The sequence below is a fragment of the Nocardioides sp. CER19 genome, assembly GCF_029846275.1.
Lineage (GTDB): Bacteria > Actinomycetota > Actinomycetes > Propionibacteriales > Nocardioidaceae > Nocardioides.
Genome location: NZ_JARVWS010000001.1, coordinates 830,095 through 845,103 on the forward strand (window position 1 = coordinate 830,095; position 15,009 = coordinate 845,103).

A 15,009-nucleotide genomic window follows, 5' to 3' on the forward strand; every position below is an offset into this window, starting at 1 on the left:
TGCGGGATTCGCTAGGATCGGTCCATGGCCAAGTACGACGACCCGCGCATCCTGCGCGCGATCGCCCATCCCGCGCGCAACCGGATCCTGTCGGAGCTCTGGGCCAGCGGCTCGCTGCGCGCCGCCGACGTCGCGCGGATCCTCGGCATCCCGGCCAACCAGGCCAGCTTCCACCTGCGTCAGCTGGCCAAGTACGGCCTCATCCAGGAGGCGCCCGACGAGGCGCGCGACAAGCGTGACCGGGTCTGGCGGATGGCCCCCGAGGACGGCATCTCCTTCCGGAGCGAGGACATGCTCGCCCAGCCCGGCGGCGAGGCCGCGATGGAGGTCTACAAGCGCAACGCGCGCTCCCGCGGCCACCTGCTGGTCGACCTCTCCCTCGGGCCGAGCGAGCCAGGGGTCGAGCGCTACGTCTCCGACGGGTCCCTCCGGTTCACGCAGGAGGAGGTGGAGGAGTACGCCAACGAGGTGCACGCGCTCCGCCAGCGCTGGCGCGAGCGCACGAAGGGCTCGGACGACGGGCGCATGACCTACTCGGTCTACGAGCTGGTCCAGCCGTTCCCGGACTTCCCGGACGAGGCCGCCGGGGCCGGCGACTCGTAGGCTCGCCCCGTGCCCGCCCGTCTCAAGCCCGCCGACCCCGCCGACGCCCGCGCCGCCCTCGCGAGGGTGAGGGACGGCGACGCGGGAAAGGACGACCTGCGGTTGCTGACGAAGCACTACCTGGCGCTCCTCGAGGCCAGGGCGCCCGGCCGCAGCGTCGAGGTCCGCGTGCCGCCGTACGCCGCCGTGCAGTGCATCGAGGGCGTCCGCCACACCCGCGGGACCCCGCCAGCGGTCGTCGAGACCGACGCGGCGACCTGGATCGCGGTCGCCACCGGTGAGCTCGCGTGGGGCGACGCCGTGGACGCCGGCCGGGTGAGCGCGAGCGGCGAGCGCACCGACCTGACGCCGTACCTTCCGCTCTGAGCCCCTATGCGCCGACCGCCCGGGCAGGCAGAGTGGGCACATGGGAGCACTCGACGACGCACAGATCGACGCGCTCGACGCCTGGTGGCGGGCGTCCAACTACCTCTCGGTGGGGCAGATCTACCTGCTCGACAACCCGCTGCTCGAGCGGGACCTCACCCCGGAGGACATCAAGCCCCGGCTGCTCGGCCACTGGGGCACGACACCCGGTCTCAACCTGCTCTACACGCACCTCAACCGGCTGATCCGAGAACGCGATGTCAACGCGGTCTTCATGGCCGGACCCGGCCACGGCGGCCCGGCGGTGGTCGCGCAGGCGTGGCTCGAGGGCACCTACTCCGGTCTCTATCCGGACGTCTCCTACGACAAGCGCGGGATGCAGCGGCTGTTCCGGCAGTTCTCCTTCCCGGGCGGCATCCCCTCGCACGCCGCTCCCGAGACGCCGGGGTCGATCCACGAGGGCGGCGAGCTCGGCTACGTCCTCTCCCACGCGTACGGCGCCGTGCTGGACAACCCCGACCTGCTGGTCGCTGCGGTGGTCGGTGACGGCGAGTTCGAGACCGGCCCGCTCGCGACGAGCTGGCACTCCAACAAGTTCCTCGACCCGGTCCACGACGGCGCGGTGCTGCCGATCCTGCACCTCAACGGCTACAAGATCGCCAACCCGACGATCCCCGCCCGCATCCCGCGCGAGGAGCTGCTCAGCCTGCTGCGCGGCTACGGCCACGAGGTGCTCACCGTCGAGGGGGACGACCCGCGCGACGTCCACCGCCAGCTCGCCGAGGCGATGGACACCGCCCACGACCGGATCACCGAGATCCAGCGCGCCGCCCGCGACGGCGAGGAGTGGGAGTGGCGGCCCTGGCCGATGATCCTGCTGGTCACCCCGAAGGGCTGGACCGGCCCGAAGGTGGTCGACGGCAAGCCGGTGGAGGGCACCTGGCGGGCGCACCAGGTGCCGGTGTCGGAGACACGGGACAACGACGAGCACCGCCGCCTGCTGCAGGAGTGGCTGGCGTCGTACGAGCCGAAGGAGCTCTTCACGGAGGAGGGCGTCCCGGTGGAGTCCCTGCAGGCGCTCGCGCCGACCGGTGTGCGCCGGATGAGCGCCAACCCGCACGCGAACGGCGGCGTGCTCCGCAAGCCGCTCGTGCTGCCCGACTTCCGGCGTCACGCGGTCGAGGTGGCCGAGCCGGGCGGGTCGGTGCACGAGGCGACGAAGGTGCTCGGGCGCTACCTGGTGGACGTCGTCCGCGACAACCCCGAGAGCTTCCGCATCTTCGGTCCCGACGAGACCGCGTCCAACCGGCTCGACGCGGTCTACGAGGTCACCGACAAGGTCTTCCAGGGCGAGCTGCTGTCGACCGACGAGCACCTCGGCCGGTCCGGCCGGGTGATGGAGATCCTCTCGGAACACACCTGCCAGGGCTGGGCCGAGGGCTACCTCCTCACCGGGCGGCACGGGCTGTTCAGCTGCTACGAGGCGTTCATCCACATCGTCGACTCGATGCTCAACCAGCACGCGAAGTGGCTCAAGACGACCCGCGACATCCCGTGGCGCGCACCGATCTCGAGCCTGAACTACCTGCTCAGCAGCCACGTCTGGCGCCAGGACCACAACGGCTTCAGCCACCAGGACCCGGGGTTCATCGACCACGTGGTCAACAAGAAGGCGGAGGTCGTCAGGGTCTACCTCCCGCCGGACACCAACACGCTGCTGTCGACGATGCAGCACTGCCTGGGCTCGAGCCACTACGTCAACGTCGTGGTCAGCGGCAAGCAGCCGGCCTTCGACTGGCTGACCGGCGACGAGGCCGACCTGCACTGCGCCCGCGGCCTCGGCATCTGGGAGTGGGCGTCCAACGACCAGGGCGCACCGGACGTCGTGATCGCCACTGCGGGCGACATCCCGACGCTGGAGGGGCTGGCCGCCGTGTCACTGCTGCGCGAGCACCTTCCCGACCTGCGCGTGCGGTTCGTGAACGTCGTCGACCTCATGCGGCTGCAGGACGAGACCGAGCACCCGCACGGGATGCCGCACGCCGAGTTCGACGGCATCTTCACGCCCGACCGGCCGGTCATCTTCGCCTACCACGGCTACCCGTGGCTGATCCACCGGCTGACCTACCGCCGCAAGGGGCACGGCAACATCCACGTGCGCGGCTACAAGGAGGAGGGCACCACCACCACGCCGTTCGACATGCTGATGATGAACGACCTCGACCGCTACCACCTGGTCATGGACGTCATCGACCGCGTGCCGGGTCTGGGACCTGCCGCCGCCGACGTCCGCCAGCTCATGGTGGACACCCGGCGCCGGGCCCGGCAGTGGACCCGCGACAACGGCGAGGACCTACCGGAGGTGCGCGACTGGACCTGGGCCGGCCGGGCCGAGTCCAGCCTTCAGGGTCGCTCGCCGTCGGCGGACACCGCCAGCGACTTCTGACGCGCCGATCCCCCGGCCCGCGCCGCCTGTCGGTAGCGGCCGGGGGAGGTCCCCATGACGCTCGTGAACGCCGCGATGAAGCTGCTCGCGTTGGACCAGCCGCAGGCGTGCGCCACGTAGGTGACGTCGTGTCCCTCGGCGAGCAGCACCAGGGCGTGGTAGGTGCGCAGTTGGGTGCGCCACTCGTAGAAGCTCACGCCCAGCTCCGCCGAGAGAAGACGGCTCAGCGTGCGCGCGCTCGCGCCGACCTGCCGGCCGAGGTCGCTCAGCGGCGCGCTGTTGCCGGGATCGCGGTCGAGCAGCCGGGCGAGTGCGCGCAGGCGCGAGTCGCTCGGCGCGGGCAGGTGCAGCGGCCGCTCCGGAGCGACGCCCAGCTCGTCGACGAGCACGTGCTCCAGGCGCTCCTGGGCGTCGCGATGGCCCTCCCGGACCGCCGGGTCGTGGCTACGCGGCCCGGTCAGGGTGAGCAGCGCCTCCCGAGCGAGAGCGGAGACCGCGAGGACCGCCGGACGGGACGGCAGCAGGGGTGCGAGGGCGTCCGAGACGAAGAGGATCCGCATCTCGGTGTCGCCGTGCGCCCGATGCCGGTGCGTGATCTCCGCCGGGGTCCACGCGACGCGGTTGGCGGGCACGATCGACGTGCCCTGCCCGGTGTGGACGGCGAGCAGGCCCCGGGCGGCGTACACGAGGTGACCGCGACGGTGCGACTGCGAGCCGCTGACCCCGCCGGAGGGCCACTCGTGGACCCCGCCCGACGGCCACAGGTGCACCGCTCGTGGGGATTGGCGGCCGACCGGCATAGGACGGCAGTCTAGCGGTAGCCCGCCAACGTCGATCGCCCAAGACTGGGCGTCATGCGAACCGACATCCTCCAGTCCTCGATCGCCGTGCCGGGTGCGCGGCTCCGCTACTTCGTGCAGGGCTCGGGCCCGCTGGTGCTGCTCCTCGCCGGCGGCCACGGCGACGCCTCGAAGAACGAGGCTCTGGCGACCCACCTGGCCGACTCCTCCACGGTCCTCACCTACGACCGCCGCGGGCTGTCGGGCAGTACGACCGACGACCCGGCGCGGACGCTGGCGGTGCACGCCGAGGACGCGTCCCGGCTGCTCGCGGCGGTCGGCGGCGGGCCGGCCCGCGTCTACGGCACGAGCATCGGCGGCGCCATCGCGCTGACCCTCACGGCGATGCACCCGGAGCAGGTGGGCACCGTCGTCGTCCACGAACCCGCCCTCGCGGCGCTGCTTCCCGAGCCTGCGCGTGCGGCCGCGACTCACGACCTGCTGGGGGTGGAGGAGGCGTACGGCCGGGACGGCGTGGACGCCGCGCTGCGCAGCTTCGCCGACTTCGCCGGCATCGACCCGACGGACAGCGAGCCCGACGTCGAGCTCGCCCCTCCGGGCCGGCAGCAGTTGGCCAACCTGGCGTACTTCGTCGTCCACGACCTGCCCCTGGTGCGGGACCACGTCCCCGACCTCAGCGGGCTGCGAGGCACATCCGCTCGGATCGTGCCCGCCGTCGGTGCGAGCTCGGGCCACCTCTGGCCGGCCGCGTGCGCCAGGCTGCTGGCCGAGAGGCTGGGGCTGGCCTACGAGACGTTCCCGGGTGGCCACAACGGCTACGTCTTCCGGCCGCGCGAGACGGCCGCACGGTTGCGGCAGGTCCTCGAGAGCTAGGGCGACAACGCCGATCTCGAGGGGCGACAACCCGGTAGTCGAGGGGCGACAACCCGGAAGTCGAGGGGCGACAACCCGGAAGTCAACGGGGGAGGAGGGCGACGACCTCGCGAGCGATCTCGAGCTCCTCGTCGGTGGGGACGACGAGCACCTGGACGGGTGCGCCTGCGGGGGAGATCTCCCGCGGACCCTCGGGGGGCTGGTCGTTGCGGGCCGGGTCGACGGCGAGCCCCATCGCGGAGAGCCCGTCCAGCGCCGCGCCCCGCACGCTCGCCTGGTGCTCGCCGACGCCGCCGGTGAAGACGACCTGGTCGACGCCGCCGAGGGCCGCGAAGTAGGCGCCGATGTACTTGCGCAGCCGGTGGACGTAGACCTCGTAGGCGAGCTGGGCGGTCGGGTCGCCGGCGGCCATGGCAGCGGTCAGGTCCCGCATGTCGTGCCGTCCGGCCAGCCCCTGGAGGCCCGAGCGGTGCTGGAGCAGCTCGTCGAGCTCTGAGACGCTCAGCCCGGCCCGGAGCAGGTGCAGCAGGACGCCCGGGTCGAGGTCGCCGGCGCGGGTGCCCATGACCAGGCCCTCCAGCGGGGTCAGCCCCATCGACGTGTCCATCGGCCGGCCGGAGCGCAGGGCGGCCACGGAGGCGCCGTTGCCGAGGTGCAGGACGATCTGGCGCAGTCCGTCGAGCGGGCGGCCGGCGAAGGCGGCCGCGGCGGCCGAGACGAACCGGTGCGACGTGCCGTGGGCGCCGTACCGCTTGATGCCGTGCTCCGCGGCCACGCCCGCGTCGATCGCGTACGTCGCCGACGCCGGCGGGAGCGTGGTGAAGAACGCGGTGTCGAAGACGGCGGCGTGCGGGACGTCCGGGAACTCCTCCCGCGCCGCCCGGATGCCCTCGACGGCCGGCGGGTTGTGCAGCGGCGCGAACCGCGCGAGGTCGGCGATCGCCGTCAGCACGTCGTCGGTGATCAGCACCGGATCGCTGAAGTCGGGGCCGCCGTGGACCACGCGATGACCGACCGCCGCGAGCGACTCGCGGGACAGGCCAGCCTCCTCGAGCTCGGCCGTCATGCGGGCGAGCGCGGCAGGGAAACCGGACTCGTCCACCCGCTCGACCAGGCCCTTGAGATGACGGGTGCCGTCCGGCTCGACGACCTGGTACTTCAGCGACGACGACCCCGCGTTGAGCACCAGGACGGCCACCATGCACCTCACCGTAGGGCCCCGCATACCCTGATGCCCATGACCGACCTCAGCAACCGCGTCGATGCCGTCCTCCCCGCTCTCCTGGAGGACCTCAAGGACCTCGTCCGCATCCAGTCCGTGAGCGCCGACCCGGAGCGGCTGACCGAGGTCGAGCGGAGCGCGGAGAAGACGCTCGAGCTCTTCACCGCCGAGGGCGTCGACGCCCGGATCGTGCGCGCCTTCGACGGCGCGCCGCCGGCCGTCATCGGCGAGAAGAAGGGCCCCGACGGCGCGCCGACGGTGCTGCTCTACGCCCACCACGACGTGCAGCCCGAGAACGACCCCGCCGACTGGGACTCCGCGCCGTTCGAGCCGACGGTGCGCGGCGACCGTCTCTACGGCCGTGGGGCGGCCGACGACAAGGCCGGGATCGCCGCCCACCTCGGCGCGCTGCGCGCGCTCGGTGACGACCTCCCGGTCACGGTCCGCCTCTTCATCGAGGGCGAGGAGGAGGTCGCCTCGGCGACGCTGCCGCAGTTGCTCGAGCAGTTCCAGGACGACCTGCGCGCCGACGTCATCGTCATCGCCGACTCCGGCAACTGGGACATCGGCGTCCCGGCACTGACCACCAGCCTGCGCGGCCTCATCCGCGTCGACGTCGAGCTGCGCACGCTCGACCACGCCGTCCACTCGGGGATGTGGGGCGGCCTCGCGCCCGACGCGATCATGGCGCTCATCCGGCTGCTCGACTCGCTGTGGAATGAGGCCGGCGGCCCTGCCGTCGAAGGCCTCGTCGGCGGCCCCGCGGCCGACGTCGACTACCCGGAGGACCGGCTCACGGCCGAGTCCGGCATCCTCGACGGCGTCCAGTGGGTCGGCGAGGGCTCCATGGTCGAGCGGATGTGGACCAAGCCGGCCATCACCGTCACGGGCTTCGACGCCCCCAAGGTCGCCGGCGCGTCCAACACGCTCAGTGCGGTCGCCCGGGCCCGCGTCACCATCCGCATCGCGCCCGGCGACACGTCCGAGAACGCCGTCGCGCGGCTCGAGGAGCACCTCCGCAAGCACACCCCGTGGGGTGCCCAGGTGAGCACGACGGTCGTCGACACGGGCGAGCCGATCGCGCTGGAGGCCACCGGGCCGGCGTACGACGCCGCGCGCGCCGCGTTCACCGAGGCATGGGACGGCACCGCGCCGATCGACATGGGCGTCGGCGGCTCGATCCCCTTCATCGCCGAGTTCCTCGAGGCGTTCCCGGCGGCGAGCGTGCTCGTGACCGGGGTCGAGGACCCCGACACCCGCGCCCACGGCGCCAACGAGGGCCTGCACCTGGCCGAGTTCGAGCGGGTCGTGCTCGCCGAGGCACTTCTGCTGCGCAACCTCGGCGCCTGACCCCGGCGTCGTCCGGCCGGCGGTCAGCCCGCCGGCAGGACGACGCGGAAGGTGCTGCCGGAGCCCGGCGCCGAGTCGACCTCGATCCGGCCGTCGTGGTGGGCCAGGATCCGGTCGACGATGGCGAGACCGAGGCCCGTGCCCGGCTGTCGCCGGGCGGCCGGGTCGGCGGAGCGGAAGAACTCGGTGAAGATGTGTGACTGGTCCTCCGGCGAGATGCCGATGCCCTGGTCCGCCACCACCAGCACGGCGTGGTCGTCGTGCCTGCGCAGCGACACCGAGACCGGTCGGCCGTCGGGCGGGGTGTACTTCACCGCGTTGCCGACCAGGTTGACGACGATCTGCTCGATCCCGCGCGGGTCGGCGTCGACCACGACCGGCTCGTCCGGCAGGTCGGTCAGCACTCCGCAGGCCGGTCGGCCGACCGCCTCGACGACGGCCTCGACACCGGAGACGACGTACGGCGTGAGATCGATCCGTCGCCGCGTGACGGCGTTGGGGTCGTTCGCCGCGGCGAGCAGCAGGAGGTCGTCCACGATGCGCGCGATGCGGTCGACGCCGCGGCCGACCGCCTCCAGGGCCGGCCGGGCCCCGTCGGCCTCGGCAGCCTCGGCCGCGAGGTGAGCGGCCAGGTCGAGGTTGCCTCGGACGGCGGCGAGCGGGTTCTTGAGCTCGTGGGCGACGGTCGCGATCAGCCGGCTCTTGTAGGCGTCGAGCGCCCGGAGCTCCCGCACCGCCTCCTGCTCGGCCAGCAATGCTCGTCGGGTGCTGAGCAGCCGGCCGAGGTCGCGGCCGATCTCCTGGGCGGTCTCCAGCTCCGCCTCCGTCCACCGCGGCGCGCCCTGCGAGCGGTAGAACGAGATGGTGCCGAGACAGGCGTCGCCCGCCCCGAGCGGAACAAGCACGATCGACTCGAGCCCGAGGCGGCGGAGCAGGTCGTGGAGCCGCTCGAGCTCGTCCGGCGACCCGTCGAAGTTGAGCACCTGGTCGCGGGCCGCCAGCCCGACGAGCTGCTGGTCCCAGAGCCACTTGGACGAACGGTACGAGACGCTCGCGATGTCGGGGGCGAGCTCGCCCAGACCCTGCCTCTTCTCGACCAAGACACGCCGTTCGTCTCCCTCGAAGACGGTCGCGCGCAGTCCGGCGACCTGGAACGCGGTGATCAGCTCGTCCGAGACGCGTCCGAGGATCTCCTCCACGGAGGCGCCGGCGGCGCCGATGCTGAGCAGCCGGCGGGCCGCTATGGCCAGCCGTTGCCGCTCCGCGAGCTCCTCGCGCTCGAGCGCGGTGAGGAGCACTCGGGACGCCTGCGCGGCGTAGCGCTCGAGGAGCGCCCGCCGGTCCGGCGGGGGGAGCAGCCCGTCGGTCGGGGCGTCCATCGACAGCACGCCGCGCAGCCGGCCGGTCTCGTCGCGCACCGGCACGAACAGCAGGTCGTCCGGGTGCCACTCCGTGCCGGCGTACGCCGCCTCGAGGCGCCAGCCGAACTCCGGCATCTGCGACCGGTCGTGGGGGATGTAGCGGAGCAGTCCCCAGTCCTCGGCGAGCGGCAGCAGCGTGTCCTCGAACAGCGCGACCGGCATCGCCTGGCCGAGGATGTCGGTCACCGGGATCGGGTCCCCGTGGCCGTCGAGGAACCGTTCGGCACCGGCGATGGCGATCGGCACGACGTGGTCCTCACGCACGACGGCGATACCGGAGGCGCCGAAGCCGCCGAAGGTGCAGAGGTTCTCCGCGGCCAGGCGGAGCGACTCCCCCATGGTGGCCTCGGACCACTCGCTGGCACTCCAGGGCAGCGGGTCGGTGGCATCCATGAGGACCGGTCTCTGCTCGACGGCGGATGGGCGAGTAAAGAGTAGGGCTCCCTCGACGGGCGCGGACCGGAACCACCCAGCTGCCGGCGGCGTCAGGCGCCCGGCAGGAGGACGCGGAACCTGCTGCCCGCGCCGGGGCTCGAGGCCACGTCGACACGGCCGCCGTGGCGGCGCACGATCCGGTCGACGATCGCGAGACCGAGACCGGTGCCCGGCTGGGACAGCGCCTCGGGGTCGGTGCCACGCTGGAACTCACCGAACAGGCGGGAGCGGTCCTGCTCGGTGATGCCGATGCCCTCGTCGACGACGGCCAGCTCGACCTCGTCGTCGGCTCGCCGGACGCTGACGCGCACCACGTCCCCCGGTCGGCTGTACTTCACCGCGTTGCCGATCAGGTTCCCGGCCACCGTGGCCAGCTCGAGGGCGTCGCCGACGGTCCTGGCCGACTCGCACCGCGAGTCGATCTCGACCCCGCGCAGCGTGGCGACGCCCCGTTGGAGGTCGACCACCTCGCGGACCACAGGTTCCAGGTCGACGGGGGTCGCCGCCAGCTCACGACCCGGCTCGTCGAGCCGGGCCAGGAGGAGCAACTCGGTGACGAGCCCGGACATCCGCCGCGCCCCACGCTCCATCGCCGCCACGCCGCGGCGTACGTCGTCATCGTCGTCGGTGCTGCCGATCAGCTCGGCGTTGCTGAGGATGCTCGCGATCGGGGTCCTCAGCTCGTGCGAGATGGCGGCCACCAGCTCGCGCTTGTAGGTGTCGAGCTCGCGCAGCTCCCGAACGAGCCGCTGCTCGCGGTGCAGCGCCTCGCTGTCGGCGATCAGCCGACCCAGGTCGCGGCCCACGTCCTGGGCGACCCGACGCTCCTCCCTCGACCAGGGCGGCGCCCCGACCGCTCTCGAGAACGCGAGCGACCCGAGGCAGGCCTGGCCGGCGCCCATCGGGACGAGCAGCACCGACTCCAGGTCGGCCCGCTCCAAGAAGTCCCGCACCAGCGTCCGCTCCTCGGCGCCACCGGGTGCGTCGAGCTGCTGCGTACGACCCATGACGGCGACGTGCTGCGCGCGCCACAGGCCGGGGGAGAGCTCGCGGTAGAGGCGTCCCAGCGGCGTCAGCAGCTCGTCGGAGGACGCCGGATCCGGTGTGCCGAACACCGTCGCGTGCAAGCCCGCGAGCCCGAATCCCTCGACCAGCCCGGGCGTCGCCTCGGTGAGGGCCTCCTGCGGTGACGGCGTCCGCGCCGCCTGGCGCATCGCCTCCCGGGCGACGTCGAGGAGTCGGAGCCGCTCCGCGAGCTCCTCGCGCTCGACGGCGGTGACGAGGATGCGGGCCGCCTGGGCGACGTAGTGCTCCAGCAGCGGACGCCGCTCCGGCGGGGGCAGCTGCCCGTCCACCGGTCCGTCGAGCGAGATCACGCCGCGGAGAGTCCCGCGGTCGTCGTGCACGGGTGCGAGCAGCATGTCGTCCGGGTGCCAGGCGGAGCCGGTGTAGTCGCGGTCGACCCGCCAGCCGACGTGCGTCACGTCGGTGCGGCCGTGCGGCAGGTAGTGCAGCAGCCCCCAGCGGTCGGCGTGGGGCAGCAGCTGGTCCCGCAGGACGCTCGCCGGGGAGGACCTTCCGAGCACGTGACCCACCTCCACGGACCCGCCCCCCGCGTCGAGGAAGCGGTCCGCGCCGGCGACGGCGATCGTGACGACCTGGTCGTCACGCACCGCGCTGATCACCGCGGCGCCGAAGCCGCCGAAGGCGCACAGGCTCTCCGCGGCCAGCTGGAGGGACTCGGCCATGGCGGCGTCGTTCCACTCGCTCGCGCTTCGCGACGGCGGGTGAGGGGAGGAGTGTCCGAGAGAGTGTTCTGACATCGCAGGTGCTGGGGGAGGCGGGCTCCCCAGCGTACGTGGGGTCAGTGCCCCTCGTCCGGCGTTCGCACCGGGAGGACGATCCGGACGGTGGTGCCCTGTCCGAGCGTGGAGCGGACCTCCGCGCGGCCGCCGTGCCGGCGCAGGATCCGGTCCACCATGCCCAGCCCGAGCCCGCTGCCGGGACGGGTCAGCGCCGCGGGGTCCTGGGAGCGGAAGAAGCTGGTGAAGAGCCGTCCCTGGTCCTCCGGCGAGATCCCGATCCCGTGGTCGACGACCGTCACCTCGACGGCGTCACGTGAGGCGGTCACCACCACGTCGACCTGGCTCCCGTCGTCACTGAACTTGATGCCGTTGCCGATGACGTTGGCCAGCATGGTCCGCAGCTCGGTCGGATCTCCCCTGACGACCAGCGGCTCCTCGGGCAGGGTGGTCCGGAGCGTGATGCGACGCTGGCCCATCGACGCGGCGAACGCGGCCTCGACCTGCCCGAACACCGGCCTGAGGTCGACGTCCCGCTCGACGAGCGGCGTGTCCGGGTCGGCCAGCTTGGACAGGAGGAGCAGGTTGTCGACGACGCGGCCCATCCGGTGTGCGTTCGCGTCGACGTCGGCGAGCCGGGCGAGGGCCGCGGGGTCGCCGTCCAGCTCCGCCTCGAGCAGCTCGCCGTTGGCCAGGAGCACCGTCAGCGGGTTCTTCAGCTCGTGCGAGATCATCGCGATCAGCCGACTCTTGTGGGCGTCGAGCTCGCGCAGCTCGCGGACCAGCTCCTGGACCCGGGTGTAGGTCTGCCCGTTGCGGATGATGCGGCCCAGGTCGCGCGCGACCTCGGTGGCCAGGTCGAGCTCGGCCCCCGACCAGTCCGGCTGCCCCGGCTCGCGGGCCATGACCAGGGACCCGAGGCACTCGCTCCCGGCACCGATGGGGGCGTGGAGGACCGAGCCGAAGCCGGTCTCCCGCACGAGGGCCCGGAGGACATCGGTGGCCTCGTCGTCGAGCACCGTGTTGCGGCTGCGCCCGTCCACGTAGACGATCGCCGCCCGCTGGTGCTCCCAGAGCCCCTCGGCGGCGAGGCTGAGGTTGTCGGCGACCTCCTGCGACGGCGTGCCGACCGGCAGCTGGTGCCGGCTTCCCGGCAGCAGCGTCTCCGCCGAGCCCATGATCCGCAGCCACAGCCCCGCCGCGGCGAACGCCTCGAGGAACGCCGGGCCGGTCTCGTCGAGGAGCGTGTCGAGGGAGAGGTGGCGCGACGCCGTGCGCAGCAGCAGGCGGGCGCTCTCGGCCAGCGCGAGCCGACCCTCGAGCGCCTCGCGCTCGAGCGCCGAGATCATGACGCCGGCGGCCTCCTCGGCGTACCTGTCCATGACGCGGCGGTGAGCCGCGTCCGGGTAGCGGCCCGTGCGCGGCTCATCGACCGAGATCGCGCCGACGAGCTCGCCGGTGGCGTCGTGGATCGGCGCGATCGCGCCGTCGTTGGGGTGCCAGGCACCGTCGCCCTCGACGGCCGCGGGCTCACGCACCCAGACCCAGTTGCCGCGCGGCGCCCGGTCGTGGCGCACGAACTGGAACCGCCCCCAGCTCTCGGCCACGTCGACGAGCGCCTCCAGGTGGGCGACCGGCCAGCGGGCGCCGAGCATCTCGTCGACGCTCTCCACCGTGCCGTCGGCCCGCTGACCGCCGGCCGTCCCGGCGACGGCGACCACGACGAGGTCGTCGCCCTGGCGCACGCTGAGCACCACCATGCCGAAGCCGACGAGCTCGGCGAGGCCCTCGGCGATGATCTGGAGCGCGTCCCGGAACGACTGCTCGGACCAGGAGGCGGCGCTCGGCGCGGAGCTCGTCGGCCTCGTCATCCCGCCGTCACCCCGCCGCCGGGAGCAGGACGCGGAACGTGGTGCCGGAGCCGACCTGGGAGTCGACCTCGATCCGGCCTCGGTGACGGCGCACGATGCGGTCGACGATCGCGAGGCCGAGCCCGGTCCCGGGCCGCCGGAGGGCGTCCGTGTCCGCCGAACGGAAGAACTCGGTGAACAGCCGGGGCAGGTCCTCGGCGGCGATGCCGATCCCGTCGTCCGCGACGATGAGCTCGACCATGCTGTCCTCCTCCGCGCGCCGGAGCGTGATGGTGATGTTGCCTCCATCGCCGGTGTACTTCACCGCGTTGTTCACCAGGTTGACGACCACCCGGTCGAGCTCCACGGCGTCGCCCAGCGCGACGGTGGGGGTGAACGCCGGCGTCCGCACCCGGAGGGTCAGACCCCGCTCCCTCGCGGCGACCTCGGTCAGCTCGCTGACCTCGCGCACGATCGGCAGCAGGTCCACCGGTCCTGCAGCGAGCTCGTTCTGCGGGTCGGCCACCCGGGTCAGCAGGAGCAGGTCCTCGACGAGCCGGACCATGCGCTCGGACGTGCGCTCCATCGTGTCGAGCGCCCGGCGCGCGAAGCCGGGGAGCGGTGCCGGGTCGATCTGGTCGAGGTCCTCGACGATCGCCGACAGCGGCCGGCGCAGCTCCCTGGTGACGGTCGTGATCAGCCGGTTCTTGTAGTCGTCGAGGGCGCGCAGCTCGTGGGCCAGCCGGTCCTCCCTCTCGTAGGCCCGGGCGTTGATGAGCAGCTGGCCGAGGTCGCCGCCCAGCCCGAAGGTGTACGCCGTCTCCGCCTCGGTCCACCGCGGCGCGGCGGTGCTTCGGACGAACGTCAGCGACCCGACGCACTCGTCCCCGACCCCGAGCGGCACGAGGAGGAGCGACCCGGTCCCCGAGTCACGGATGTAGTCCTGGATCGTGCGGTTGTCGTCGTCGTCGTCCAGGTTGACCAGCTCGTCGCGGTAGAGGATGCCGACCTGCTGGCGGCGCCAGAGCTTGCGGCTGGCCCGCTCGGCGATCGCGGCGGTCCTCGGCCGGCGGGGCAGCGGCGTACCGTCGGTGCGTTCGGCCACCACGGTGCGGCCGTCGTCGGTGAAGGCGCGCAGGAACAGACCGCTGCTCCCGGTCGACGCGAGCAGGGCGTCGCCGGCGCGGTCGAGGACCGCGGAGACGTCGAGGTCGCTGGACGCCCGGCGGATCACCTCGCGGGCGAAGTCGGCCAGCCGCAGCTGGGCGGCGAGCCGCGCCCGCTCGAGCGCGCCCACCACCGCGCGCTCGGCCTGGACCGCGAAGCGCTCGAGGACGGCGCGTCGCTCCGGACCCGGCCGTCGGCCGTCGTCCGGGATGTCGATGGAGAGCGTGGCCCGCAGCCGCCCGTGGCCGTCGCGGAGGAGCGCGACGAGCAGGTCCTCGGGATGCCACGCGTCCTCGGCGTCGATGACCTCGAAGTCGCCGACCCACCCGGGCAGGCCGGCGCCGGTGACGCGCTCATGGGGCACGAACGTGAACCGCCCCCACCGGTCGCCCAGCCGGAGCTCCTCGTAGAGCGCCGCGACCGGGGTCGTGTGCGTCGCCAGAAGCGCCCGCGCCTCGTCGCTCCCGGACACGACGGCCGTGTGGAGCAGGCCGTCGTCGCGCACCACCCCGATCGCGGCGACCCCGAAGCCGGCGAGCTCGACCAGGGCCTCCGCGACCAGTCGCAGCGCGGAGTAGGTGAGGTCGTCGAGCCACGCCGCGTGCGCAGCAGGGGGCTGCGCGAGCTCCGCGGGATCGGGCATTCACTCACCAACGCTTGGACGGCACGGACAC

At 73.1% G+C, this 15,009-nt stretch carries 11 protein-coding genes; 5 read left to right on the plus strand and 6 right to left on the minus strand.

Annotated features, from left to right (window positions below; all coding sequences use genetic code 11):
• Positions 1 to 24 precede the first annotated feature (24 nt).
• The 3 genes from QDS12_RS04015 to QDS12_RS04025 are packed head-to-tail and all read left to right on the plus strand — an operon-like array spanning position 25 to position 3,415.
• A complete protein-coding gene (locus QDS12_RS04015) occupies positions 25 to 603 on the plus strand; it encodes a helix-turn-helix domain-containing protein (protein ID WP_279877105.1) in 579 nt (192 codons plus the stop codon).
• A gap of 9 nt (positions 604 to 612) precedes the next feature.
• Positions 613 to 969, plus strand: a complete 357-nt coding sequence (locus tag QDS12_RS04020) for a sterol carrier family protein (protein ID WP_279877106.1) — start codon at positions 613 to 615, stop codon at positions 967 to 969.
• Between the two features lie 40 nt (positions 970 to 1,009).
• Positions 1,010 to 3,415 (plus strand): phosphoketolase family protein, encoded by a 2,406-nt coding sequence (locus QDS12_RS04025; protein WP_279877107.1) that lies wholly within the window; start codon positions 1,010 to 1,012, stop codon positions 3,413 to 3,415.
• Here the strand turns inward: QDS12_RS04025 and QDS12_RS04030 are convergent.
• Complete coding sequence (locus QDS12_RS04030; protein ID WP_279877108.1) at positions 3,373 to 4,215, minus strand: helix-turn-helix transcriptional regulator; 843 nt, start codon at positions 4,213 to 4,215, stop codon at positions 3,373 to 3,375. The two genes, QDS12_RS04025 and QDS12_RS04030, sit on opposite strands and share 43 nt — an antisense overlap.
• Positions 4,216 to 4,269: 54 nt before the next feature.
• Here QDS12_RS04030 and QDS12_RS04035 point away from each other — a divergent pair, with 54 nt between their 5' ends.
• A complete protein-coding gene (locus QDS12_RS04035; RefSeq protein WP_279877110.1) occupies positions 4,270 to 5,088 on the plus strand; it encodes an alpha/beta hydrolase in 819 nt (272 codons plus the stop codon).
• Positions 5,089 to 5,170: 82 nt separating this feature from the next.
• On the opposite strand, the gene QDS12_RS04040 is transcribed toward QDS12_RS04035, so the two are convergent.
• Complete coding sequence (locus QDS12_RS04040) at positions 5,171 to 6,289, minus strand: acetate kinase (RefSeq protein ID WP_279877111.1); 1,119 nt, start codon at positions 6,287 to 6,289, stop codon at positions 5,171 to 5,173.
• A 36-nt stretch (positions 6,290 to 6,325) separates the two neighbouring features.
• Between QDS12_RS04040 and QDS12_RS04045 the strand changes: the two genes are divergently transcribed.
• Entirely contained in the window at positions 6,326 to 7,660 is a 1,335-nt protein-coding gene (locus QDS12_RS04045) for a dipeptidase (RefSeq protein ID WP_279877113.1), read from the plus strand.
• 23 nt (positions 7,661 to 7,683) lie between these two features.
• Here the strand turns inward: QDS12_RS04045 and QDS12_RS04050 are convergent, their stop codons facing one another.
• From QDS12_RS04050 to QDS12_RS04065, 4 genes are all read right to left on the minus strand, one after another.
• Positions 7,684 to 9,474 carry a GAF domain-containing sensor histidine kinase gene (locus QDS12_RS04050; RefSeq protein WP_279877114.1) on the minus strand — a complete coding sequence of 597 codons (1,791 nt, stop codon included), beginning with the start codon at positions 9,472 to 9,474 and terminating at the stop codon, positions 7,684 to 7,686.
• Positions 9,475 to 9,566: 92 nt separating this feature from the next.
• The gene (locus QDS12_RS04055; protein ID WP_279877116.1) at positions 9,567 to 11,264 is read right to left on the minus strand and encodes a HAMP domain-containing sensor histidine kinase; all 1,698 of its coding nucleotides are present in this window, start codon (positions 11,262 to 11,264) and stop codon (positions 9,567 to 9,569) included.
• 116 nt (positions 11,265 to 11,380) lie between these two features.
• Positions 11,381 to 13,189: an ATP-binding protein gene (locus QDS12_RS04060; RefSeq protein ID WP_279877117.1), complete on the minus strand. Its 1,809-nt coding sequence runs from the start codon at positions 13,187 to 13,189 to the stop codon at positions 11,381 to 11,383.
• A 7-nt stretch (positions 13,190 to 13,196) separates the two neighbouring features.
• Positions 13,197 to 14,978 carry an ATP-binding protein gene (locus tag QDS12_RS04065; protein WP_279877119.1) on the minus strand — a complete coding sequence of 594 codons (1,782 nt, stop codon included), beginning with the start codon at positions 14,976 to 14,978 and terminating at the stop codon, positions 13,197 to 13,199.
• Positions 14,979 to 15,009 lie beyond the last annotated feature (31 nt).